The sequence below is a fragment of the Paraburkholderia sp. 22099 genome (assembly GCF_052045835.1).
Taxonomy (GTDB): Bacteria; Pseudomonadota; Gammaproteobacteria; order Burkholderiales; family Burkholderiaceae; genus Paraburkholderia; species Paraburkholderia terricola.
The window spans coordinates 274,363-298,108 of record NZ_JBQEPU010000003.1 but is presented as its reverse complement, the minus strand read 5'-3'; the positions used below and the strand labels follow the sequence as shown (position 1 = coordinate 298,108).

At 62.7% G+C, this 23,746-nt stretch carries 17 protein-coding genes and 2 pseudogenes; 13 read left to right on the top strand and 6 right to left on the bottom strand.

The genetic code is table 11. The features are described 5' to 3' along the window. Positions 1-363: 363 nt before the first annotated feature. Positions 364-1,251, bottom strand: coding sequence for a LysR family transcriptional regulator (locus ACTJLC_RS05260; protein WP_440843307.1), 888 nt, complete (start codon positions 1,249-1,251; stop codon positions 364-366). 96 nt (positions 1,252-1,347) lie between these two features. Here ACTJLC_RS05260 and ACTJLC_RS05255 point away from each other — a divergent pair, with 96 nt between their 5' ends. From ACTJLC_RS05255 to ACTJLC_RS05220, 8 genes and pseudogenes are all read left to right on the top strand, one after another. Next, positions 1,348-2,676: an MFS transporter gene (locus ACTJLC_RS05255; protein ID WP_440843306.1), complete on the top strand. Its 1,329-nt coding sequence runs from the start codon at positions 1,348-1,350 to the stop codon at positions 2,674-2,676. Positions 2,677-2,982: 306 nt separating this feature from the next. Next, positions 2,983-3,651, top strand: coding sequence for a response regulator transcription factor (locus ACTJLC_RS05250; protein WP_310130643.1), 669 nt, complete (start codon positions 2,983-2,985; stop codon positions 3,649-3,651). 136 nt (positions 3,652-3,787) lie between these two features. After that, complete coding sequence (locus ACTJLC_RS05245) at positions 3,788-4,474, top strand: response regulator transcription factor (RefSeq protein WP_073432553.1); 687 nt, start codon at positions 3,788-3,790, stop codon at positions 4,472-4,474. 112 nt (positions 4,475-4,586) lie between these two features. After that, entirely contained in the window at positions 4,587-5,231 is a 645-nt protein-coding gene (locus ACTJLC_RS05240) for a response regulator transcription factor (RefSeq protein ID WP_114161860.1), read from the top strand. 239 nt (positions 5,232-5,470) lie between these two features. Beyond that, positions 5,471-6,218: pseudogene (aqpZ, locus tag ACTJLC_RS05235) on the top strand (aquaporin Z). Between the two features lie 55 nt (positions 6,219-6,273). After that, positions 6,274-10,701, top strand: a complete 4,428-nt coding sequence (locus tag ACTJLC_RS05230) for an ATP-binding protein (RefSeq protein WP_440843310.1) — start codon at positions 6,274-6,276, stop codon at positions 10,699-10,701. 512 nt (positions 10,702-11,213) lie between these two features. Next, positions 11,214-11,648 carry a CHRD domain-containing protein gene (locus ACTJLC_RS05225; protein WP_073432557.1) on the top strand — a complete coding sequence of 145 codons (435 nt, stop codon included), beginning with the start codon at positions 11,214-11,216 and terminating at the stop codon, positions 11,646-11,648. Positions 11,649-11,769: 121 nt separating this feature from the next. Continuing rightward, positions 11,770-12,735: an alpha/beta hydrolase gene (locus ACTJLC_RS05220; protein WP_440843305.1), complete on the top strand. Its 966-nt coding sequence runs from the start codon at positions 11,770-11,772 to the stop codon at positions 12,733-12,735. On the opposite strand, the gene ACTJLC_RS05215 is transcribed toward ACTJLC_RS05220, so the two are convergent. Next, on the bottom strand, positions 12,705-13,547 hold the full coding sequence (locus ACTJLC_RS05215) for an EcsC family protein (RefSeq protein WP_073432559.1): 843 nt from the start codon (positions 13,545-13,547) through the stop codon (positions 12,705-12,707). The genes ACTJLC_RS05220 and ACTJLC_RS05215 overlap by 31 nt on opposite strands. A gap of 138 nt (positions 13,548-13,685) precedes the next feature. Between ACTJLC_RS05215 and ACTJLC_RS05210 the strand changes: the two are divergent. Both ACTJLC_RS05210 and ACTJLC_RS05205 read left to right on the top strand, forming a co-directional pair. Beyond that, positions 13,686-15,277, top strand: a pseudogene (locus tag ACTJLC_RS05210) (MFS transporter). Between the two features lie 31 nt (positions 15,278-15,308). Continuing rightward, on the top strand, positions 15,309-15,815 hold the full coding sequence (locus tag ACTJLC_RS05205; protein ID WP_310119173.1) for a MarR family winged helix-turn-helix transcriptional regulator: 507 nt from the start codon (positions 15,309-15,311) through the stop codon (positions 15,813-15,815). An 85-nt stretch (positions 15,816-15,900) separates the two neighbouring features. Here the strand turns inward: ACTJLC_RS05205 and ACTJLC_RS05200 are convergent, their stop codons facing one another. Next, on the bottom strand, positions 15,901-17,178 hold the full coding sequence (locus ACTJLC_RS05200) for an amino acid deaminase (RefSeq protein ID WP_310119170.1): 1,278 nt from the start codon (positions 17,176-17,178) through the stop codon (positions 15,901-15,903). A gap of 146 nt (positions 17,179-17,324) precedes the next feature. On the opposite strand from ACTJLC_RS05200, the gene ACTJLC_RS05195 reads away from it, so the two are divergent. The 3 genes from ACTJLC_RS05195 to ACTJLC_RS05185 all read left to right on the top strand — a co-directional run bounded on the left by ACTJLC_RS05195 (position 17,325) and on the right by ACTJLC_RS05185 (position 20,156). Continuing rightward, positions 17,325-18,215, top strand: coding sequence for a MurR/RpiR family transcriptional regulator (locus ACTJLC_RS05195; protein ID WP_073432563.1), 891 nt, complete (start codon positions 17,325-17,327; stop codon positions 18,213-18,215). Positions 18,216-18,218: 3 nt separating this feature from the next. After that, the gene (locus ACTJLC_RS05190; RefSeq protein ID WP_440843304.1) at positions 18,219-19,700 is read left to right on the top strand and encodes an N-acyl-D-amino-acid deacylase family protein; all 1,482 of its coding nucleotides are present in this window, start codon (positions 18,219-18,221) and stop codon (positions 19,698-19,700) included. 69 nt (positions 19,701-19,769) lie between these two features. After that, entirely contained in the window at positions 19,770-20,156 is a 387-nt protein-coding gene (locus tag ACTJLC_RS05185) for a RidA family protein (protein WP_073432565.1), read from the top strand. Positions 20,157-20,216: 60 nt separating this feature from the next. Here ACTJLC_RS05185 and queF read toward each other — a convergent pair whose 3' ends face one another. Genes queF through ilvA form a run of 3 tightly spaced genes read right to left on the bottom strand, consistent with a single transcriptional unit; the run spans position 20,217 to position 23,487 of the window. Next, positions 20,217-21,041 (bottom strand): NADPH-dependent 7-cyano-7-deazaguanine reductase QueF, encoded by an 825-nt coding sequence (gene queF / locus ACTJLC_RS05180; RefSeq protein WP_440843303.1) that lies wholly within the window; start codon positions 21,039-21,041, stop codon positions 20,217-20,219. Continuing rightward, the gene (locus ACTJLC_RS05175; RefSeq protein WP_073432567.1) at positions 21,038-21,940 is read right to left on the bottom strand and encodes a 5'-nucleotidase; all 903 of its coding nucleotides are present in this window, start codon (positions 21,938-21,940) and stop codon (positions 21,038-21,040) included. The genes queF and ACTJLC_RS05175 overlap by 4 nt, the downstream gene beginning before the upstream one ends. Positions 21,941-21,963: 23 nt before the next feature. Then, positions 21,964-23,487 (bottom strand): threonine ammonia-lyase, biosynthetic, encoded by a 1,524-nt coding sequence (gene ilvA / locus ACTJLC_RS05170; RefSeq protein ID WP_114161865.1) that lies wholly within the window; start codon positions 23,485-23,487, stop codon positions 21,964-21,966. Between the last annotated feature and the right edge of the window lie 259 nt (positions 23,488-23,746).

Here is a 23,746-nt window from a genome sequence, read left to right as displayed (position 1 = left end):
CAAATCGGAACGGATTTTGAAGGATAACGGTGTCGACTCGATGCGGCGATGCAATAGCCTGGCAAAACAATAATCCGCGCTGAATGCGCCATGAGAGGCGGCTTTCGGGCTGCGGAAATCAACGCATGACACATTGGGCATCGTGTAGCAGTTGCAGGAACTCATCCCATGCGTCAATGGAAAGGCCAAATGGCTACCTGACCATCATAGGCGGCGATTAGGGGCCTTTCAATCATTCAATGACACGCGCTTCGAACACGTACGCGATCGGGCGAATGTGTTCGCGAATGTGATCGATTAGTGTTGGGTGGCGCGCTTTCAAAGGATTCTGCCAGCCGTCGGTCGCAGCCGGCATGACATAGATCAACTGAACAGCCGCATGAGTGCCGTGCGTGCGTTGCTGACCCGTTCGCTTTCACCCACCCGCCCCGGCAACAGATGAAACTCGACTGCGGGCAATGCGGGCAAGCCGACATTCGCCGTGCATGCCACGACGCCGCCGCCGATCGATGATTCGTTCAGACACGAGATGCCGAGCCCCGCCTTCAACGCCAGTTGCAAGCCGGCGACTCCGGACGCGGAATGCGACACGAGATACGGCACCTTGTGCTCGTCGAGCAGCTTCACGACGAAGCGCTGCAACTGGCAACTCGACGGCAGCAGGACGAGCGGATAGGGCGTGGCCGGCCGCGGGTCCGCGTCGGCGGCGCGGACCCACAGCAGTTTTTCGCGCCGCACGACGGTGCTCGGCGCACGGGCGCGCGGGTTTGCGGAGCGCGTTTTGCCGGTGACGAGCCGCAGCGAGAGGCCGATGTCGAACGATGCGTCGTCGCCGGCATGGCTGTCGATCACGGCGCTCGGCAATACGGTGACGTGCAGTTTCAGGCGCGGGTGCTGTTCCGAGAACGTCTTGAGAATGCGCGCGATGTCGTGCGGACGGTAATAGTCGGTGATCGCGATGCGCAATTCGCCATCGAGCGAGCGGCCTTGCAGGTCTTCGAACGCCGCTTCGCTCATTGCGATGATGCGCCGCGCGTGATCGAGCAGACGGCTGCCGGCCGGCGTGGCGCTCACGCCCTGCTTGCTGCGGACGAAGAGCGGCTGGCCGGCGCGCTCCTCGAGTTTCTTCAACTGCTCGCTCACGGAAGACTGCGACAGGAACAGTCGCGCCGCGCCCGCCGAGACGCTGCCCGATTCCGCGACGGCGACCAAGGTCCGCAACTGCGTCAGGTCGAATCCACGTTGGCTCATGATCGGTATATCCGATGGATGTTATCTGAATTTCCGGCTTTTCCGATGGAATGCCCAGCCGTAGGATACCTCCAGATTTCTTTACGGAGGGGTGTGATGGCAAACGGATCGGTTGACGCGGTTCGCGCGTTGGGTGAGCGCGGGGCGAGCCATCGGTGGAAGGTGCTGGGAGTCGGCTTCGCGGCCAATGCGAGTTTTTCGGCGGCGTTCTCGGGGATCCCGACGACCGCTGTCTTTTTGCGTTCGGGCTATCACCTTGGCAACGACGGCCTGGGGCTGGTGCTTGGCATGCTCGGCTTGGGCATCGCGGTGAGCGAATTGCCGTGGGGGCTCCTGACCGATCGTTGGGGCGACCGCCGGGTGCTGTTGCTCGGACTGCTTTCGACGGCAGCCGCGCTGGCCGGGCTCGCATTGTTCGTGGTGCCGTCGGGCGATCACGTGCCGGGCGTCGCGACGCTCGCACTCGGCCTGTTGCTGATCGGCCTGCTGGGCGGCAGCGTCAACGGTTCGAGCGGCCGTGCGGTGATGGCCTGGTTTCAGGAGGGTGAGCGCGGACTCGCAATGAGTATTCGACAGACGGCAGTGCCGGCGGGCGGTGGGCTCGGTGCGTTGTTGCTGCCGGTGCTGGCGTCGAGGTTCGGTTTTGCCAGCGCGTATGCGGTGTTGGCCGCGGCGTGCGGGGTCACGGCGGTGTTCGCATGGCTGTGGCTGCATGAACCTTCGCATGCTGATGCGGGCGATGCTTGCGCGGGTCGCAACGCAGTCCAAAACGCGGTGATGGCCGAGGGCGCGCCACCGAAGGTTTCACCGTTACGCGAGATCGGCATCTGGCGTGTGGCGCTCGGCGCGGGAGCGCTGTGCGTGCCGCAGCTCGCCGTGATCACGTTCGGGACTGTGTTCCTCCACGATTCCGGCCGCGCCGGCGTGCTCGCGATTAGCGTGACGATGGCCGCCGTTCAGGCCGGCGCTGCGGTCGCGAGGGTCTGGAGCGGGCGTTGGACGGACCGCAATCGCAATCGCAGGCCTTACATGCGCGCCTGCAGCTTGACGACCGCCGCGCTGTTTGCATCGCTTGCGTTGCTGACGGGTCTCGCCGGTACGCATGGCGCGGCGATGACGGCGGTGTTTGCGCTGATGATCGTGCTGGGCGGCGTGAGCGCGTCGGCGTGGCACGGCGTCGCCTTCACGGAACTCGCCACGCTGGCCGGCACGAGTCGCGCGGGCACCGCGCTGGCGATCGGCAACACTTGCGTCTTTCTCACGCTGTTCGTCACGCCGCTCGCGATCCCGCCACTTCTGACAATAGGTTCGTGGCCGCTGGTGTGGGCTGTGTGCAGCGCATGCGCGCTGATCGCATGGCCGATTCTTCCGCGCGCGGCGCGCGAGGCAAAGACGAGCGCCGCGCGAGCATGTGATGCGACCTGACGTGACAACGCTGCCGATGTGCGATGCCATCCGAACCGCGACATCAGATGCGGTTTCGCGCAGGCATTAACAGCGATGGAAATATTCGTTTTGGGTCATTCCGCGTTTTTCTTTTAATAGAACCGCAATGGGCTGTCAGTTTCTTTGCCGGATTCAGAACACTCCGATTTCGCTGGCGAGTGTAGCGATGATTTTATGAGCGGCTTGGCGCATTCATGCCGAGCCAAGGTGCCGTTAAAGCATGCGTAGAGCGTGTCAATACTCTGCGCTTTTCGCTGATTACACCTACAACAAAGAGACAAAATCATGGCGAACACTCGAATTATTCTGGCGGACGATCATCCCTTCGTTTTACTTGGCGTCCGTTCCGCGCTGGACGCCCATGTCGGCGTCAGCGTTGTTGGCGAGGCGATCACTCCCACGTTACTGATCGAGTTGTTGCGGAGCACGCCATGCGATGTGCTCGTCACCGACCTCTCGATGCCCGAACCCTCCGGCGCCGTCGAAGATGGCCTCAGCCTTGTCAGGCGAATCCGCGATGAATGGCCGCTGCTGCGCATCGTCGTGATGACAATGCTGACGAACGCCGCGATTCTTCGCGCCGTCGTGTCAGACGGCACCGTGAGTGCGCTCAGCAAGACAGAATCGATGGATCAGCTTTGGCAAGCGATCGAGGCGAGCCGCAGTGGTGGAACGTACCTCGGGCGTTCGATCAACGAGGCGCTCGCCGAGTCGTGGAAGGAGGACCAGGAGCCGCCGCCCGTTGCGCGCTTATCGAGGCTGCAGGCGGAAGTGGTCAAACTGTTTGTGAGCGGCCAATCGATTTCAGAAATCGCGGCGGCGCTTGGGTGCCATCGTCGTACGGTCAGCCGGCAAAAACGCGAAGCGATGGTCAAACTTGGCGTTACTAACGGTCCCGGACTTTTCTCTTACGTCCGTGCGCACGGAATTCCTAGCTTTGAATCGCATATCTAATCAATTACTCAGACCGATTGAATAAGCCATTTCGGAGCGATCTTATGTCTATTCTCCTAGGAATGTTTAATGATCGCCGCAGAGCCAGTTTCTTCGACGAAAGAGGCCGGAACTTCAAGGTAGGGGGAGATAAACAATGAACGACACAGCAGATATAAGCGCACCCATCAGAGCCATCATCGCAGACGATCACCCGCTCGTTCTACTGGCGATCGAGAACCTGATGGGTGGATATCCGAACATGCGGGTCGTCGGTCGCGCTGCTGACGCCACCGAACTTTTCCAGGAAGTCGATCGCAAACCCTGCGAACTGGTCCTCATGGACCTATACATGCCGGGCGGCTTCGATGGCGATGGACTCGAAGCGGTCAGGCAGTTCAAGCTGCGCTACCCGGATATCGCGCTCGTCGTGCTCACCATGGAAACCGAGCCGGCTGCGTTGCAAAAGGTCATTTCGCTCGGCGTGGATGGACTGGTAAGCAAGCGCGACCGGATCGATCTGATTCACGTGGCGGTGATAACGGCGCTGGCGCGCGAATGCTATCTCGGGCCTGCGGTGCGCTCGCTGATTGCGCAGGCAATGGTGAACCGGCGGCTCGATTTCGTACGGCAGATTCTTTCGCGTCGTGAACTCGAGGTGTTCACGCAATATGCGTCAGGGCTCGGCGTCACGGAAATCGCGGCGCGTTTGGGCCGCAGCGTCAAGACCATCAGCGCGCAAAAATGCACCGCGATGCGCAAGCTCGATCTGAACAGCGACGCTGAGTTGTTCCGCTTCGCTGCCGAGTACGGGGTGGTTCCCGAGGAGCGCACGCAAAACTGATAATCAGTGGGCGAGGCGTCGCGCCGCAGCGGCGCGACGAACAGAAGATGTATTGGCACAGCCCGGGGAAACACATCGCGTGCAGGGCGGGCCAGTCGATAAGACAACAAAAATGACACAAAAAATCCGCGTTATCGTTGCCGACGATCACGACTGCGTTCGTGTCGGCGTTCGGCGGTTGCTGCAAGCCGTGCCACATATCGAAGTGACCGGCGAGGCGGCCGACACTCACAAGCTAGCTGAACTGATCGACAGTTGCACATGCGACGTCGTCGTATCGGACATCAGCATGCCCGGCATTCACGGAGGCAGCAATGCAGTGCCGTTCCTGCGGCGCCTGTTGCGGGCGCGACCGCATCCTCACCTCGTCGTGCTCACGATGATCTGCCATGCGCACATGCTGACAGGTCTTCTCCACATCGGTGTCAGCGGAATCGTCGATAAACGCGACGCCGCCACGGACTTGATCGATGCAATCGAGGCTGCTGTTGCTGGCGGCGTTTATCTGTCGGGACAGGCTCGCCTCGCGATAGAAGCGGCTGATACGCCGCTGCAGCTTCGAGCGGGTGTGCTGAGCGCACGAGAATGGGAAATCTTCCAGCTTTATGTGCAAGGCCTGGCGGTCCATGAAATCGCGGCGCGCCTGCAACGCAGCGGAAAAACGATCAGCACGCAAAAGCGCAGCGCGATGCGCAAGCTCGGGCTCGAAACGGAATCCGATCTCATTGACTACGCACGGCAAATTGGGCTGGCTTGAGCGCCGTCGGAATTTTCGATCGCACCGGTCGATGATTTGGAGTTTAGGACTGTTCTGATTGGTTGGTGGACGTTGCCGTCTCATAGTTCTGAATTGGCTGCGCCTTTGCTTCATGCTTGTCCAACGAGAGCATTCGTTTGGTCATGCTGAGCAGTAGGAAGCCGGGAAAATTCAGGCAGATGTCTTGCGGCAATTACGAGTGATGCCGTCTGCTTCGTAGAGATAAAACGGGAGGCGGCATGGTCGCGCTAGGTAAGCGATTGTTGGTGGAGGGCGCGGGAACGGCTTGGGTTGTCTTCGTTGGATGCGGCACCGTGGTATTGAATACGAGCGGAATCCAGCAAGGGTACGATGTACTGGAAATGTCGCTAGCGTTCGGCGTCGCGCTTGCCACGGCCACCTTACTCGTTCGGTAGGATCTCGGGCGCGCATTTCAACCCCGCTGTCACTGTTGGCTTCGCGATCGCGCAACGTTTTCCGGTCAGGGACCTGTTGCCATACATTGCCGCGCAACTTCTGGGTGCCATCGTCGCTTCAGCACTGCTCGTTTATGTGGCGAGCGGCCGACCCGGATTCGAACTGGCCGCTAGCGAATTTGCGGCGAATGGTTTTGGCGCTCATTCGCCCGCCGACTATCAGTTGCACTCGGCGCTGATCATCGAGCTCGTGCTGTCCTTCGTTTTTGTCCTGGTGTATCTGTTGACGGCGTGCCGGCAAGAGCGGGGATGGGTCGCGCCGCTTATCGCTGGCGCCTGCCTGATGCTGGCCTACATGGTGTCGATTCCGGTCACCAACGGCTCGATCAATCCCGCCCGCTCCACGGCCCAGGCGTTATTTGTCGGCAACTGGGCCTTGGACCAACTCTGGCTGTTCTGGGCCGCACCAATGTCGGGCGGCATCGCGGCCGGCGCGCTGTTCTCCTTCCTGCGTGGCAGACCAGACTGGTCTGCCGCCACGCCCGCCCATGGGCAGGGCGAAGTTGCGTGAACGCGGAATGGTGCGGCCCCTCGTGTCTCTCCTCCAATCGCTGCAAAGCCTTGCAATGAGGCTGGTACTGCGGCGCGTCTCGCTATGCCTGCTCGCGCTGTCCTTATTCCTTGGCGTGCAGGTAACGGCGCTTGCCCAGTCGGACGGCGACCTCACCCATTCGCAAGCCGCAGGCGCTTTTCCTGAAAAGCTGACCGTCGGCGTTCTCGCGGACCGCTGGCTGCCGTTCGAGGCACTTCAGGACGGTGAACTCACCGGTATGAGCGTCGACTATCTGCGCGCACTCGTCGGGCCGAATGTCGTCATCGAAGCCGAGGCATTTCCAGACATGCCGCAGCTACTTGCCGCTGCATGCGCCGGAAAAGTCGATCTGTTGATGAGTCTTGCGCGAACGCCCGAGCGCGAACGTTGCATCAGTTTTACCGTGCCGTATTTTCGTTCATCCACTTCAGCGGTGGTGCGCCGGGAGAGTGACGACTATGACGGGCCCGCCCGGCTCACCGGTGCGCGCATCGCGGTAGAGAAAGGTTATGCGCGCGAGCGCGCAATGCGCGACCGGTTCCCGCGCGCCGAAATCAATACCTTCGCCACAACGCGTGCCGCACTCTCCGCGGTGGCTCAAGGCGAGGCCGACATTTACTTCGGCTTTACTCCCACGGTGCGGTATGCACTAGGCACGGACGAGTTCCGTCGTCTGCGTGTTGCTTTCGAGGAAACCAGCAAGACTGCCGATCTGCGCTTTGGCGTACCCCGAAGCCGGGCCGCATTGCGAGACGAACTCGATCACGCGCTTACGCGCATCAAATCGGCCGACGACGCAGCAATTCGCGCGCGCTGGCTATCGGGCAATTTCGACGCGACATCCGCGTCCAGCATGTATCGGCTTGCACTGACGTCACAAGAGCAGGCCTGGCTCCGTTCGCTGCCTCCAATACAAGTTGGTTTCGACAACGATTGGCCACCGTTCAGCTATGTCGACGAGGCCGGGCGGCCCGCTGGCATTGCAGCGGATTATCTGGCTTATCTGAGTCGTACGCTCGGCGTCGTGTTCAACCGCGCGCGCACCGGCGACTGGCCCGCCACGGTCGACGCGTTTCAAGGCGGGCAGTTGGCGATGCTCGCCACCGCCTCCAGTAGCGACCCGCGGTTAAAAAACGCACGGCACACGCGGACATACGAAAGTTATCCGCTTGTGATCGTCGGGCGGGAAGACGAGCCGGCCGCACGCTCACTCAATGATTTTGCGTCGCGCCGCATCGTCGTCTCCGCGCATGTCGCCGGAGCGGTTCCCCTCGCGTTCAAGCAGATTCCTGCAGACCAAGTCGCTGTTGCGCCCAGCCTGGACGACGGACTCCACATGGTCGAAACCGGCGAGGCCGATGTTTTGGTCGGCAACGTGGCAGCCATCGACATCCTGCTCAAGGAGCGTTACGCCGGCGTGCTCAAGATTCTTGGTACGGTCGGCGAATCGGACCGCCTCGGCTTCGCGGTCCGCGCAAATCTGGGCCCGCTCGCGGGTCTGATCGACCGCGCCTTACTGGCCATGCCGCCCGCCGAAAAGCAGCGTATTCGCCAAAAGTGGGTCACCGGCAATGCGCCGGAAACCCGGCTATGGAGCGTCAACGCAGTGCGTCTGCTGCCGCTGCTGATTGGCATCGGCGTCGTGTTGCTGGTCACACTGCGTGCTTATCTGTTGCTGCAACGCGAAGTGAAACTGCGCAAGGAGACGGAGCGGCAACTCGAGACGCAGTTGAACTTCCAGGAAACCATGATGAAGATGGTTCCCTATCCGCTCGTTGCCAAGGATCTGAACGGCCGCTACATCGCCGTCAATCAGGCCTATGAAGAGGCGTGCGGAATGCCCCGCGAAGCGGTCATCGGGCGTACGACCACCGATGTCCATACCTGGGGCGAAGCCAACAGCGGCGTGCTCGACGACATGGCGCACGAGGTGCTGCAACATGGCGAGACGGCGAAGATGGAACTGCAGTTCGAGCGCAGCCCCGGCGATTTGCGGCATGGCCTGTTCTGGACCAGCCTCTGTCGTAACAGCGACGGTCAACCGGTCTGCGTGCTTGGAACGATGGTCGACATTACCGACATCCGGCGCGCCGAAATGCGCGCGCGCGAAACAGAGCGGCGTCTGTTTGATGTCACGCGGTCGTTGCCAGCGGTGGTATTTCAACTGCGTCGTACCGTTGACGGTGTTTATTCGTTTCCCTACTTCGGCGGCGACCCCCGGCATCTGTTGGGTGGTCTGGATCTTTCTCAGATAGAGCGCGACGACGTCGATTTCCGGTGGATATACAAGCAGGACCGGCCATTGGTGCTGGCAGAACTGGAACGCTCGGCACACGCCGAAACGCCGGTGCATATCGAGTTTCGCTTCGAAACCGAACGTGGCCTTTATTGGGCGCGCGCGGAGTTGGTGCCGCGCCGTGAGCCGGACGGCAGCGTCGTGTGGAGCGGTTACTGGGTGGACGTGAGCGTGGAGCGCGCGCGCTCCGAGGAACTCGCGCGAGCGCGCGACATGGCCGAAGCGGCTTCGCGCGCCAAGGACGACTTTTTCGCCATGATGAGCCACGAAATCCGTACGCCGATGAACGGCGTGCTCGGTCTCGTCGAAGTGCTGGAACGCACGCCGCTCAATAACGATCAAGGCGAAATGCTGAGCATGATCCACGAGTCGGCCGGCGCGCTACTGCAGATTCTGGACGACTTGCTCGACTATTCGAAAATCGAAGCGGGACGGCTCACGATCGAAGCCGAACCGCTCGACATCCGCGAACTGGTCGACAACTCGGTTGGCTTGCTCGCGGGCCGAGCGCATGAAAAGGGTTTGAAAGTGCGCGTGGACATCGCGCCCGAAGTCGCCGCCACACTTCGAGGCGACAGCGTGCGATTGCGGCAGATTCTATTCAACCTGCTCGGCAACGCCATCAAATTTACGTCGGAGGGCGAGGTCGAAGTATGCGTGTCGGTCGTCGCGCAAGCCGCCGGCGCTCAGACACTGGAAGTAATCGTGGCGGACACGGGCATCGGCATCGCGCCGGAGGTGCAGGCCAAACTCTTCGAGCCGTTCGTGCAAGCTGAATCGTCCACCACGCGCCGCTTCGGGGGCACTGGCCTTGGGCTGACGATCTGCCGTAAGCTGATCGACCTTATGAACGGCTCACTCGCACTGCGCAGTGAACCGGGGGCGGGAACACGCATGATCGTGCGGCTCACCATGCCTGTCGAAACTGAGCGCTATTGCGCTGGCGGCTTGCGCGGCAAGCGCGGTGTCGTGGCCATTGGCGACGCACGCGTCGCTCAGGCTTTGATGCATTTCGGCGAGGCGCTTGGGCTCAAACTGCGCCGCGTCTCACCCGATGCCGCGGAACTGCGCGAGCGCGCCGCGCTGGCAGACGTGGACCTGCTTTTCGTGAGCGAGAACGTGAGGTTGCCGGCAGGCGGCCGCCTAGGCTCACGCGTCATTTGCCTGACCGAAAAGCCGAAGCCGACGGGCTACCGCATTTTCGACGACAACGTACGCGTCAGCATCAACCCCATTTCGTGGCGCGGACTCGGTGCCGCATGCGCCGCCGCGTTAGCGGGGCTGCCGTCGGTGGCTCAGCGCCCGGCGGGCAAGCCGCGCGCGGCCGAAGGCTGCACCGTGCCGCCGGACCGTGAAAGCGCCATCGCCAGCGGCCGCCTGATTCTGGTGGCGGAAGATCACCCGGTCAATCAGGAGTTGATCCGTCATCAACTGGCTTTGCTCGGCTTTGCATGCGACGTGGCGAACGACGGTGCGGAGGCGTTGGTCGCGTTGGAACGCACGAGCTATGGATGCCTGATCACGGATTGCCATATGCCGAACCTGTCCGGCTATGAACTCACGCGGCGCATCCGCGAGCGGGAGCACGGTGGCGCGCAGCGTCTGCCCATTCTCGGTATCACGGCGAACACCGCGCCCGAAGACCTGAATCTATGTCGCGATGCGGGCATGGACGACTGCCTCGTCAAGCCGACCCGGCTCGCCACGCTGCGCGACTACCTGAGCCGCTGGTTCGGCCCCGACAGCGCGTGGCAAGCCGCTCCCATTGAAACGGTGAGCACCCCGGCAGTCGCAGGGCCGGATGTTCACGGCGTCACAGAGCCATTTGTTCCAGTCGATCTGGCGCACATGACGCAGTTGTGGGGTAGCGAATCGACCGTCAAGGCGTTGCTCGACTCGTTTGTCTCGTCCGTGCGCGAGGACGTGGAGGCGTTGTCGCCACTGGTCGAAAGCGCTGAGATTGGGCGCGTGCGTGAGTGGTTGCACAGGGTGGCCGGGGCAGCGAGCGTGCTGCAATATCCGCCGCTGCTCAATGCGTTGGACGAATATCGTCGAGATATCACCGTCAAGCCACCGGAGCGCGTGCGCAGTGAGGGATTGATATTGATCACCAAGTGCCAGGTCATGCTAGATCGAATCGAGCAGCAGGCCGCCTTGCTCGCGTGACATTGCACCGCTTGGGCGGCGCGGTGCCGTTCCTCGCTACGGGTGTGACCGAAAAGAGGACTGAGCAAAACAAATCCGACAAAGAGCAGACGAAAAAAAACGCGGCCGAAGCCGCGTTAAGGTTTGGAGACATCCTTCGATGAAGGAGTCACTTCTCGCAGTCGGAAGCATAACTCGGATAGCGCTAACCATTCGTTCCGAAATCCGCAATTAACTGTTTGAGGAAATCGACGAAGGCGTTGCTCGAATCCGCTCGAGGTTGCGCTTATTCAGGAGCGGATGGGATTCGCGCGAGCGGCCTGATGCGTTTCGATACCACGGATAACTACGAAACCAGCGAGCGCTATGAATTAGCATCTGCGCTCACGATAGTCAGGCCCCTGTGCCGCGACCTATACATCGCTTGCTCACCCACCATCCGCGCAAACGTATTCAAGAAATTTGCACTAGTATGTGGTGGCTCCGCGCAGCCGAAACGTCGGTGCGGCGGTGCATCAAGTCCGGAGAAGACCATGATTGTGCTTCGAAAACTGAACCTTGCCGTGGTGCTGTGGGTGTTGGCGTCGGGCGTCGCCTTCGCGGATACGGTGGCCTTGAAAGCGGATCTTGAGCCGTCGAGCGAGGTGCCGCCGCGAGTGAGTCATGGGCACGGCACGTTGAACGCCACGTTCGATACGTCGACCAAATCGCTGCAATGGACGATCAGCTATGAAGGATTGAGCGGCCCGGTCACCGCCGCGCATTTCCACGGCCCCGCTCCAGTGGGCCAGAACGCCAAGCCTCAGGTGCCAATAGGAAAGAGCGCGCTTGGCAGCCCGATCAAGGGATCGGCGGCGCTCACCGAACAGCAGGTCACCGATCTGATGGCGGGCCAGTGGTACTTCAATATCCACACAGCACAGAATCCGACGGGCGAAATTCGCGGGCAGGTGTTGCCGGCGAACTAGGCCGGATCGAAAGAAGCGCATTCGGAAAAGCGGGCGCTTTTAGAGATTAGAATCGCTCGCCCATCGCCGCAACCGCGAACGCACGTACCATGACGGGACACTATCGAAGGAGCGTGTTCCGATGAGTTGGCAAAGCGCACTCGCCTGCTGGATTTTGCGCAAGCAGTTTCGGCCAGAAACCCTCAAGCCGTGTATCGATGTCGAGAGAGCGCGGGCGTTGACCGCCAAGCGCGTCTGGTCACCGCGGGTTCCCGCCGGCTGGCGTCTGCGAGAGTTGTACGGGCCGCATGACCGGCCGCTGCGCGGGGAGTGGATAGAGCGCGCCGGCGGCAAACCAGCGCCCAGCGCTGAACCGACCGTACTGTATTGCCACGGCGGCGGCTATTACTTCTGTTCGCCGCTCACGCATCGTTCGCTAGTGTTCGGTCTTGCAACGCGCGCCAACTCCCCGGTCTTTTCGCTCGACTATCGCCTTGCACCCGAACATCCCTTCCCGGCGGCGCTCGACGACGCCACCGCGGCCTATCGCAAGATAATCGCCGATGGCGTGCCGCCCGAGTCGATTGTGATCGCGGGCGATTCCGCAGGCGGCGGCCTCGCACTCGCCACGTTGATCGCGCTTCGCGACGCCGGCGATCCCATGCCGGCCGGCGGTCTACTGTTCTCGCCGTGGACCGATCTGGCCGCTGCCGGCGCGAGTATCCGCACCAACGACAGTCGCGATCCGATGTTTTGCGGCGCCGCGATCGAGCGGGCCGCGAAGGTCTATCTCGGCGACACGCCGGCCACGCATCCGTACGCTTCGCCGGTTTATGCCGAACTGCACGGTTTGCCGCCGCTCTTCATCATGGCGGGCAGCACCGAGGTGTTGCTGGACGACTCGCGACGCGTCGCCGACAACGCGCGCGCAGCGGGCGTCGACTGCGAATTCGAGGTATGGAAGAAGATGCCGCACGTGTGGCCGCTGTTCACGCCATTCATGCCCGAGGCGAATCGCGCGCTCGACGGCGCCGCGGCCTTCGTGCGGCGCGTCACGAACCGCGCCACGAACGCCGCTCAGCCAGCGAGCGCGATGTCGATCGTCTGATAGGCGGCCTCGACCGTTTCGTGGCCGTACTGCCTTTCCAGCCGCCGCACGGTGAAATGACCGTGTGCGACCTGCTGGAAGTGGTCGATGAACACGGTATTGACCATCGCGCCGAGCACGGCGCCGATCGCCGGAATCGACTTGGCGGCGATCTGTTCGCTCACCTGCACAGAAAAACGCGCGGCAATCGTATGAAGCAGGCGCAGCAAGGCTGCGGAACCGTGCGCGGTGAAACCCTTGGTCGCGATTTCAGATGACGCTTTCGACACCGCCTGCGCCAGCGCGCCGCGCATGATGAAGTAACCGAAGTCGGCGTCGTCGTCGGCAGTGGACGTGCCGCCCATGCCCAGCACCGTCAGACACTGCAGTTGCGTATCGATCGAGGTCAGGTCTTCGCCCTCGCTGCGCGCGATATCGCAGATCGAGCGGAACATGAGCGTGGTCGTGATCGGCAACTCGACGGGCAGCGCGAACAGGCCGAAGGCGCCGCCGGCGGCGCCGGTGGTCGCCACAGCGAACTTGTGCAGCAGGTTGCTCGGCTTGTCGGGCGCGGCGAGCGGCGCAGCGCTGTCCTGCCGCCCCAACGTGCGCAGCGCGATCGCGAGGCACTTGCGCAATGCCAGTTCAGTCGCATCGGCGATTTTTTCGTTGGCGAACGCCGGCATGCGCGCGAGCAGTTTCTCCAGCGGCGCACCGACGATACTCGCCAGCTTCATCGCCAGCGCGGGGCTTTCCAACTCGTGTTTCGCGCGCCGCAGCGCATTCAGGTCTTCGTCCGATAAGGATTGTGCTGCGAGCGAACTCTGCTCCATATGCCTCCCTGGCATCATTTGTTGACTATTTGCGGTCGATAGTCCGTTCAGTGACGGCCCGCGCACGGTCAAGCTTAGAGCATGGCCTCGTGGTATGATTCCCCATCATTTGACAAGTCAACTGTTGCGTCCGCAAAAATGGCTGTCCATACCGCTGCCCACCATTCGAGCGGGCAAGTCTTACCTTTCCGCGAATCGCTGCTGGCAATGCTCGGCATTTCCTTCGTCACGATGCTGGTCGCGCTCGACCAGACCGTGGTCGGCACCGCATTGCCCACGATCGTCGCCGAACTCAAGGGCTTCGAACTCTACGCATGGGTCGCCACGTCGTATCTGCTGACCTCGGTGATCACGGTGCCGATCTTCGGCCGTCTTGGCGACTACTACGGAAGCCCTTCGTGATCGCGTCGATCGTCGTGTTCACGGGCGCGTCGGTACTGTGCGGCGCCGCCGACAACATGCTGTTCCTCGTGCTGGCGCGCGGGCTGCAAGGCATCGGCGGCGGCATGCTGGTCGGCACGGCCTTCGCCTGCATTCCCGATCTCTTCCCCGACTCGGTCGTGCGCCTGCGCTGGCAGGTGTTGATGAGCTCCGCATTTGGAATCGCGAACGCAGTGGGGCCGTCGCTCGGCGGTTTCCTCACGCAGTATTACGGCTGGCGCTCGGTGTTCTATGTGAATCTGCCAGTCGGTCTGCTGTCGCTGTTTTTCGTCTGGCGCTTCCTGCCGCATCTGCGGCATGTCGAGCACGAAGGCAAGATGCGGCTCGACTGGCCGGGCGCGGTGCTGATCGCGGTGGCGCTCGGCTCGCTGCAACTCTTCGTCGAATTGCTGCCGAAGCACGGCGTCACGTTCAGCGCGTTCGCGCTGCTTGCGTTGAGCATCGCCTCGGCCTACGCGCTGTGGCAGTGGGAAAAGCGCTGCCCGACCGCGATCCTGCCGGTCGACATGTTTCGCAACCGCAGCCTCGCCGCGCTCTTCACGCTCGCGGTGCTGGGCGGCTTCACGATGTTCTCGCTGCTGTTCTACGCGCCGTTGCTATTCCAGGGCGGCTTCGGCATGTCGCCGAAAGAAGCGGGGTTCGTCATCACGCCGCTCGTCGTGTTCATCACGATCGGCAGCATCGCCAACGGGCGCATCGTTTCTCGCGTGCGCAACCCGAATCTGATGCTATACGTCGGCTTTGCGCTGGTCGCGCTTGCGTGCCTCGGCATGGTGGTGGCGACGCGTTCCATGCCGCAATGGCTGCTGATGTCGTTCATGATGGTCGGCGGCCTCGGGCTCGGTTTCGTGATGCCCAACCTCACGATCTTTGCGCAGCAGACGGCCGGTCGCGAACATCTCGGCATCGCCACGGCGCTGCTGCAGTCGTTGCGGATGATCGGCGGCATGATCGGCACGGCGCTCACCGGCACGCTGGTGAGCCACATGTACGCAAGCGGCGTGCGCAGCGCGCTGGAAAACGATCGCGCATCGCAATGGTTCGCCGATCTGGGCGATCCGCAAATCCTGATCAATCGTGACGCGCAAAGCACCGTGCTCGGCCAGTTGGCGCATGCCGGCCACGACGGCGCGATGCTGCTCGAAAGCGCGCGCGAGGCGCTCGTCGCGGCGATTCATCTGGGTCTCGCGCTGGCGGCGATCATCGCCGTGGTATCGGTGTGGCAAAGCCGCCGCGTTCCGCCGATCAAGCTCCAGCGCAAGCTCGAGCCGGTGGTTCACGCGGACTGATTTTTTAGACTTACCGTTTTACTGACAGATCATGGAAGAACAGGACCGCGTCGCCGTCATGCAGCAATTCGGCCGCACTTATCGGGCGTTCATGTCGGCATTCGAGGCGCACGTCGGCCACCCGTTGCCGCGCTGGCGCATTCTGCTCGCGCTGCACGAGCAGGCGGGCGAGTCCTCGCAGAAGCGGCTGGTCGAGCGCTTGCGGGTCGATCCGGGCGCGCTCACGCGGCAGTTGAAAGCGCTGGAGGGATTAGGCTGGATTGCGCGCAGCATGGATACGCGCGATAACCGCGTGACCAACGTGCGCTTGACCGAAGCGGGACTCTCGGCAACCGAAGCGAGCCTGCCGCGTCGCAATGCCTTTTTGCACGACACGATGGCCGCGCTGCCGGACGACGCGCTGAGCGCGCTGTCCGGCGCGTTGAAGATGCTGGAAGCGCGGATCGGTGAAGTGGCGGCGACGGCCGGTGTTACTGATCCGGCTGCTTCTTCTCAGGTGCCTGAAGCGGCGGTGAACAACGAGGGATCGCCGCGATAACCGGCGCAATCGCGACTGCATCAGGCGGTCGGCGAGAACCGCGCGGCGCGCTACGTTGCCATGAAGCGCGCCATTCGCATCACGATCAGAAGAACGTCTCGATCACTTCCGTGACCCGATACGACGGATCGACCACCAGCACCTGGCGCCACTTGTCGAACGTCAAGCACGGGTGCGAGATGTCGAACGCGATCATGTCGCCCACTTTGAGATCGGCGCCCGCCGGAATCCGCAGATAGGCGTGCTGATCCATCAAGCCGAAAATCTCCCAGCCTTCGCTCGCCGCGATGTCGCGCGGCGTCTCGTTGCCCGGACGATAGTGACGCGCCGGCTCCGGCATGCCGGCGTCGAACGCGGAGTCGCGCTTGCCTAGACCGATGATCGCGCGATCCGGCTCGGGAATCGACTGCACGTACGCCCATAGTTGCAACGCGGGGAGCAAGCCTTCGCCCATTTTCTTCGCGACCGGATTGCGCGCAAGGATGTCTGTCTGCGCCTTGCGGTAGATGCCGACGTCATGCGTCAGATAGCAGCCGGGACGCAGCACGACCTCGACCTTGCCGGCTTCCGAGGCCTTCACGAATTCTTCCGCGACCACGTCGTACCACGCCGACCCCGCGCCGGACAACACCGCCGGCGTGCGAGCAAACCTCCCTTCGTCGACGAGTTTGCGCGTGAGCGCGACCGCGCCTTGCAGGAACGCGCGCACTTCGTGCTCTTCCTTCAACACGCCTTCGTACAACTCGACGCCGGCGAGCTTCAATATGTTCGGATAACGCGCGATCGCAGCGAGCACCGCGTTGCGCTGTGCTTCGTCGCGCACGCCGGTGCGGCCGCCCGGCACACCGAGTTCGAGCAGCACCTGCAGCGGCTTGCGCACCGACGTGAAAAACTGGCCCAACTGATCGACGCCTTCAACCGAATCGACGAGGCAGAAGAATTCGAAATCCGGATCGCTCAGCAACTCGGCGACCATCATCATGTTGCGGCGGCCGACCAGTTGATTGGCCATCAAAATGCGCGAGACGCCGCCGTGATACGCCGCGCGCACCTGGTGCGCGGTGGCGAGCGTGATGCCCCACGCGCCGGTTTCAAGTTGACGCCGAAACAGTTGCGGCGCCATGGTGGTCTTGCCGTGCGGCGCGAGCTTGACGCCGTATTCCGCGACGAACGCCTGCATCCACTTCAGGTTGTGTTCCACGCGATCCGCGTATAGCACCGCGGCGGGCAGGCTCACGTCTTCGTTCAGCAGATTCCACTCGAGGCGCGCTGCATCCGTGAGCTGGATGCTGGTGCCCGGCACCATGCCGAGACCTTTGCTATAAGGATCAATCGTTGCGCCCTGATAGTTTGTAACTTTCATGTCGCCCAGCTCCATCGTCCGGTTAAATTGAATCAGATTTGACTTTATCATGTTACCGAAAGTACGATGGATGAAGAAATGTTATTTAGTACCACGGCTTTGCGCCGGCTCGATGTGAGCCGGTGCGCGGCCTTCCACGCTCCGCAATGAACTCAACCGCCGAACCGCTCGCTTTCGACATCGTCGCGCGCATCGCCGAATGCGCGCCGGAATTGCGCTCGGCTGAACGCAAGGTGGCCGCGCTGATTCTCGACGATCTCACCGGCGCGTCGCGCGCCAGCATCGGCGCGCTCGCACAGCAGGCGCAGGTGAGCGTCGCGACCGTCACGCGCTTTGCCAAGGCGGTCGGTTGCCGCGACGTGCGCGAACTGAAACTGCGGCTCGCGCAGGCCGCGGCGGTCGGCCAGCGGTTTCTGCAACCGGGCGGCGCCGTCGGCGCGCCCGAGCCGATTGCCACCCGCGTGTTCGACGAATTGCAGACCGCGCTTGCGCATAACCATCAGTTGCTGCGCCAGGCGCCGCTTGGCGAAGCGGCGGCCGCCTTGCGCGCGGCGCGCATGATTTACGTATTCGGCATGGGCGGCGGCTCGACCGCCCTGGCCGACGAAATGCGCTTCAGGCTGGTGCGTCTCGGCCGGCCGGTCGCGACCTATCAGGACGGCTTGTTGCAGCGCATGGTCGCCAGCACCGTATCGCGCGACTGCGTGGTGCTCGCGCTGTCCACCACCGGGCGCGTGCCCGAGATGGTCGAGAACTGCAAGATCGCGCGCAGCTACGGCGCGACCGTGATCGCGCTGACCGCGCCGGCCTCGCCGCTCGCGAAGCTTGCGGAATGGGTGATTCCGATCGTCGCGTTCGAGACCGATTTCATTTACAAGCCGTCGTCGTCGCGTTACGCGATGATGATGGCGCTCGATGTGCTCGTCACCGAGCTTGCCGTCAGTCAGGGTGACGAGAGCCGCGAATTGCTGCGCCGCATGAAGCACGCGCTCGACGCGCACCGCGGCGGCGGCGATCGACAACCGTTAGGAGACTGATCCATGCATTCGCATCCTGAAGCCGCCGACACACTGATCGTCGGCGCGCAACTTTATGACGGCACCGGCGCGCCGCCCGTCGAGCGCGACGTCGCGATCCGCGACGGCCACATTGTCGCGATCGGCAATCTGTCGAACTGGCTCGCCGAAGAGGTGATCGAGGCCAACGGCCGTGCATTGGCGCCCGGTTTCATCGACGTCCATACGCACGACGACACGCACGTGATCCGCTCGCCGCAAATGCTGCCGAAGATCACGCAGGGCGTGACGACGGTGATCGTCGGCAACTGCGGCATCAGCGCCGCGCCGGTTTCGCTGAAGGGCGATCCGCCCGATCCGATGAATCTGCTCGGCGAGCGCGACGCCTTTCAATACCCGACTTTTGCCGCTTACGTCGAAGCGGTGAACGCCGCGCGCCCGGCGGTGAATGTGGGCGCGCTGATCGGGCACACGGCGTTGCGCAGCAATCAGATGGACCGGCTCGATCGCGCGGCCACGCCGCAAGAAATCGAAGGCATGCGCGCTCAGTTGGAAGAGGCGTTGTCGCACGGCGCGCTGGGTTTGAGTTCGGGTCTCGCCTACGGCTCGGCCTTCGCTGCGCCCACCGAGGAGGTGATGGCCTTGGCCGAACCACTCGCCGCCGCCGGCGCGCTGTACACGACGCACATGCGCACGGAATTCGACGCGATTCTCGACGCAATGGACGAAGCGTATCGCGTGGGACGTCACGCGCACGTGCCGGTGGTGATTTCGCACCTGAAGTGCGCGGGTCCGTCGAACTGGGGACGCAGCGAAGAGGTGCTGAAGTCGCTGGAAGGCGCGCGCCGCATGCAGCCGATCGGCTGCGACTGCTATCCGTACAACCGCAGTTCATCGACGCTCGATCTGAAGCAGGTGACCGGCGACATCGACATCACGATCACATGGTCCGAGCCGCATCCCGAGATGGCCGGCAAGCTGTTGAAAGAGATCGCCGCCGAGTGGAGCATCACGCAGCAGGAGGCGGGCAAGCGTCTGCAGCCCGCGGGCGCCGTCTATCACAACATGTCCGAGGAGGACGTGCGGCGCATCCTGTCGCATCCCGCGACGATGGTCGGCTCGGACGGCTTGCCGAACGATCCGTTGCCGCATCCGCGGCTGTGGGGCGCGTTTCCGCGCGTGCTCGGCCACTATTCGCGCGACGCCGGCTTGCTGCCGCTCGAAGAGGCGGTGCGCAAGATGACCAGCTTGTCGGCGCGTCGCTTTGGTCTCGCGCAGCGCGGCGAGGTGCATATCGGCTATCACGCGGACCTGGTGTTGTTCGATCCCGCCAAGGTGCGCGACGCGGCGACGTTCGAGAAGCCGCAGCAGGCGGCGGACGGCATCGACGCGGTGTGGGTGAACGGCGTGTTGTCATATCGCGACGGCGAAGTCACGGGCGAACGCGCGGGCAAATTCGTGGCGCGTGGCGCGGCGTCGAAAGGCGACGCGCACGGCGCATTCTGATTTTTTGATGGATCGAGGCGCGCGGCGGTTTTGCCCGTCGCGCGCGAACCTTTTGTGAGGAGTTGGACGATGAAGCGATATGGCGTTGAAGGCGGGAAGGGAACGGGCGGTCAGCATATGCCGTTTGCTCGGGCAGTCGAAGCGGACGGTTGGCTGTTCGTGTCCGGACAAACGCCGATGGAAAACGGCGAGGTGATCAACGGCGGGATCGTCGAGCAAACGCACAAGGCGATTCAGAACGTGTTCGCGATTTTGAAGGAAGCCGGCTATGGCGCGGAGCATGTGGTCCGCTGCGGTGTGTGGCTGGACGATCCGCGCGATTTCGCGTCGTTCAACAAGGTGTTTCGCGAGTACTTCGGCGACAATCCGCCGGCGCGGGCTTGTGTCGTTTCCTCGATGGTGATCGACTGCAAGGTCGAAGTGGATTGCGTGGCTTATAAAAAGCCATCGGCGTAAAGCTTTCCTCGTTCGCCGCGAGCATGGATCATCGCCCGCGGCGCGCGAGACATTGACAGGCTACTGCCGGGCGAGCCGCATATTGTCCGGCATCGGCAAGTTGTAATTGGTGCGGAACGGATTGATGTCCAGCCCGCCGCGCCGCGTGTAGCGCGCATATACCGCGAGTTTCACAGGCTTGCACGCCTTGAGCACGTCGATAAAAATCTTCTCGACGCACTGCTCGTGAAAGCCGGTGTGATTCCGATACGAGATGATGTAGCGCAGCAAGCCCGCGTGATCGATCTGCGGGCCAATGTAATGAATCTGCACGCTGCCCCAATCGGGCTGCCCGGTCACGGGACAGTTGGACTTCAGCAGATTGGAAAACAGCGTTTCCTCGACCGGCGCTTCATTCAGCGCCGCCTTCAGCAACGAAGCATCCGGCTGATAAACGTCCGCATCCAGATCCAGCCGATCCAGCGACAAGCCCTCAAACTCTTCCATCTGCAACTTGCCGAACTCGTAAGGCGCCGTTAGATGAACGGAAACCGTTGCGCCGCAAGAAGCGGACACGTCTCGCTTGATCGTCTCCCGCACCACCTCCATCGACTCGAAAGCCGTCTGCGCGAATGAGCCGAGATACAGCTTGAACGATTTCGACTCGACGATATTCGGCGAATCGGCCGGCACGAAAAACGTCGCCACTGCGATCTGCGGTTTGCCGCGCGCGTTCAGCCAGGAAAGCTCATAGGCATTCCAGATATCGGTGCCGAAGAAGGGCAATGGCGCGCTGATGCCGATCGCCTCGCGCGCATTGCCGCGCGCGATCGGAAACAGCAGCGAAGCGTCGTATTGTTCGGTGTAAGCGGAAGGCTTACCCAGCGGTGACTGTTCAGGTGTCATGATGCGTTCACGATGCCACTCAGCACGTGCCCCGTCGCCGTCACGACGCGGGCCGATTCGCAATGGCCGATTTGGTCGTCGAAGAAAAAGTCCGGCTCGAATTCGCGCAGAAATGCGCTCTTGTCGAGGCCGCCGAGGAACATCGCTTCGTCGATTTCGATGTTCCACGCCATCAAGGTGCGGATCGCGCGCTCATGCGCGGGGGCCGAGCGCGCCGTCACCAATGCGGTACGAATATGCATGGGCGCGGCTTCGTCCGCGAGTTTTTGCAGCCGGTGCAGCGCTTCGAGCAGCGGCTTCAACGGCCCGTCCGCGAGCGGCAGATTTTTGTTGTGAATCTCGTGTCCAATGAATGCGCGCAAGCCATCTTGCTGGAACACGCGTTCGGCTTCGTCAGAAAACAGCACCGCGTCGCCGTCGAACGCAATGCGGATTTCGTCGGGATACTTGCTCGCCATTTTCGCCGATTCGGGCAGGACGCGCGCGGCCGGAAAACCAGCGGCGAGCGCGTCGCGCACGTCGTCCTGATTCGCGGACAAAAACAGCGACGCGTTCAGCGGCTTCAGATAGCCGAACGGCGCGCGTCCGCGTGTGAACACGCCGCGCTCGATCGCCAACCCATGTTCGCGGCACGAATGAAACGCGCGCAGTCCGCTGATCGGATCGCTGCGCGACAGGATCACCACTTCCACGCGATGCCCGCCGGCGTTCAGCGCCAGCAGCTTGCGGATCAGCGGAAACGCTACGCCCGGCTTGGCGGGCACGGTCAGGCGGTCGCGCTGCAGCGCTTCATACGCTTGCAGATCGCCTTCCTCGTACACGCGGTTCTCTTCCTCGAAGTCGAACAGCGCGCGCGACGAGATTGCCACCACCAGTTTGTCGACAAGCGAAAGAGCCATCTGCGCGTTTCAATCCCAAAAGATCAGGCGAGGAATAAGCGGTACACCGGATTGCCGGTCTCTTCCCAATACGGATACCCCAGCGTCGCGAGAAAGCGTCCGAACTCGCTGTTCTCGCTGTCGGGCACCTGAATGCCGACCAGGATCGAGCTGTAGTCCGCGCCCTGGTTGCGATAGTGAAAGAGGCTGATATTCCAGTTCGGCGCCATCGACGACAGGAACTTCATCAGCGCGCCCGGCCGCTCGGGAAACTCGAAGCGGAACAGCCGTTCGTCATGCGCGAGCGGCGAGCGGCCGCCGACCATGTAGCGGATGTGCTGCTTCGAGAGTTCATCGAAGGTCAGGTCGACAGTGGCGAAGCCGTGCGCTTCAAAGGCGCCCGCGATCTGCGCGGACTCGCTGCGGTTCCGGATCTGCACGCCGACGAAGATATGCGCCGAGCTCGCGTCCGCGATCCGGTAGTTGAACTCGGTGACGCTGCGCGTGCCGACCAGTTCGCAGAAGCGCCGGAAGCTGCCGCGCTCCTCGGGAATCGTCACGGCGAACACCGCCTCGCGCGCTTCCCCCACTTCGGCGCGCTCGGCCACGAAGCGCATGCGGTCGAAATTCATGTTCGCGCCCGACGTGATCGCGACCAGCGTCTGGTTCTCGATGCCTTCGCGCTCGGCATACTGCTTCGCACCGGCCACCGCGAGCGAGCCGGCAGGTTCGAGCACGCTGCGGGTGTCCTGGAACACGTCCTTGATCGCCGCGCACAGCGCATCGGTGTTCACGAGCAGCACGTCGTCGAGATACTCGCGGCACAGGCGGAAGGTTTCCTCGCCCACCAGCTTCACCGCGGTGCCGTCCGAGAACAGGCCGACCTCGTTCAGCGTGACCCGCTCGCCGGCTTTCAGCGACGCGGCCATCGCGCACGAATCGTCGGTCTGCACGCCGATCACCTTGATCTCCGGGCGCACCGATTTCACGTACGCGGCGACGCCCGCCGCGAGTCCGCCGCCGCCGATCGGCACGAAGATCGCGTGAATCGGTCCCTGATGCTGGCTGAGAATTTCCATCGCGACGGTGCCCTGGCCGGCGATCACATACGGATCGTCGAACGGATGCACGAAGGTCAGGCCGCGCGCTTTCTGCAGCGTCAGCGCATGCGCGTACGCATCGCTATACGACTCGCCCGACTGCACCACCTCGACGGTCGGCCCGCCGTGCGCGCGCACCGCATCGACCTTCACCTGCGGGGTGGTGACCGGCACGACGATGATCGCCTTCACGCCCAGCCGTGCCGCCGACAGCGCCACGCCCTGCGCATGATTGCCCGCCGACGCGGTGATCACCCCACGCTCCAGCGCCTCGGCCGGAATGTGCGCCATCTTGTTGTACGCGCCGCGCACCTTGAACGAGAACACCGGCTGGTTGTCCTCGCGCTTCAGGTAGACCGGATTGCGCAGGCGCGCCGACAGATTCGGCGCGCGTTCCAGTTCGGTCTCGCGGGCCACGTCGTAGACGCGTGCGGTCAGGGTTTTCTTCAGGTAGTCGTGGGAAGCCATGCGGGTGGCGCGGTGCGCTTTATAAGACGGGAAAGGACCAATGATAGCGCCAACGGCGTGCGCTCCGGCTTCCGCGCGGCGGTCGGAGCCGCGCCCCGAGCGCCGCCTGACCGCCCGGTTGGTCAATTGGCCATATGCACGAAGGCGCGTGTGTTAGTGACGAAAACCCGCCAAGCCCCGCCACGCCTCCGATTTCAGCCGTCAACGCGCGGCGGGATCATGCGGTAGAATTCCATTTTGGAATAAGGATCGGAAGATG

Coding starts and splice junctions, on each gene's coding strand:
- ACTJLC_RS05260 (WP_440843307.1), bottom strand. CDS start 1,251: ATGAGCCAACGTGGATTCGACCTGACGCAGTTGCGGACCTTGGTCGCC.
- ACTJLC_RS05255 (WP_440843306.1), top strand. CDS start 1,348: ATGGCAAACGGATCGGTTGACGCGGTTCGCGCGTTGGGTGAGCGCGGG.
- ACTJLC_RS05250 (WP_310130643.1), top strand. CDS start 2,983: ATGGCGAACACTCGAATTATTCTGGCGGACGATCATCCCTTCGTTTTA.
- ACTJLC_RS05245 (WP_073432553.1), top strand. CDS start 3,788: ATGAACGACACAGCAGATATAAGCGCACCCATCAGAGCCATCATCGCA.
- ACTJLC_RS05240 (WP_114161860.1), top strand. CDS start 4,587: ATGACACAAAAAATCCGCGTTATCGTTGCCGACGATCACGACTGCGTT.
- ACTJLC_RS05230 (WP_440843310.1), top strand. CDS start 6,274: ATGAGGCTGGTACTGCGGCGCGTCTCGCTATGCCTGCTCGCGCTGTCC.
- ACTJLC_RS05225 (WP_073432557.1), top strand. CDS start 11,214: ATGATTGTGCTTCGAAAACTGAACCTTGCCGTGGTGCTGTGGGTGTTG.
- ACTJLC_RS05220 (WP_440843305.1), top strand. CDS start 11,770: ATGAGTTGGCAAAGCGCACTCGCCTGCTGGATTTTGCGCAAGCAGTTT.
- ACTJLC_RS05215 (WP_073432559.1), bottom strand. CDS start 13,547: ATGGAGCAGAGTTCGCTCGCAGCACAATCCTTATCGGACGAAGACCTG.
- ACTJLC_RS05205 (WP_310119173.1), top strand. CDS start 15,309: ATGGAAGAACAGGACCGCGTCGCCGTCATGCAGCAATTCGGCCGCACT.
- ACTJLC_RS05200 (WP_310119170.1), bottom strand. CDS start 17,178: ATGAAAGTTACAAACTATCAGGGCGCAACGATTGATCCTTATAGCAAA.
- ACTJLC_RS05195 (WP_073432563.1), top strand. CDS start 17,325: ATGAACTCAACCGCCGAACCGCTCGCTTTCGACATCGTCGCGCGCATC.
- ACTJLC_RS05190 (WP_440843304.1), top strand. CDS start 18,219: ATGCATTCGCATCCTGAAGCCGCCGACACACTGATCGTCGGCGCGCAA.
- ACTJLC_RS05185 (WP_073432565.1), top strand. CDS start 19,770: ATGAAGCGATATGGCGTTGAAGGCGGGAAGGGAACGGGCGGTCAGCAT.
- queF (WP_440843303.1), bottom strand. CDS start 21,041: ATGACACCTGAACAGTCACCGCTGGGTAAGCCTTCCGCTTACACCGAA.
- ACTJLC_RS05175 (WP_073432567.1), bottom strand. CDS start 21,940: ATGGCTCTTTCGCTTGTCGACAAACTGGTGGTGGCAATCTCGTCGCGC.
- ilvA (WP_114161865.1), bottom strand. CDS start 23,487: ATGGCTTCCCACGACTACCTGAAGAAAACCCTGACCGCACGCGTCTAC.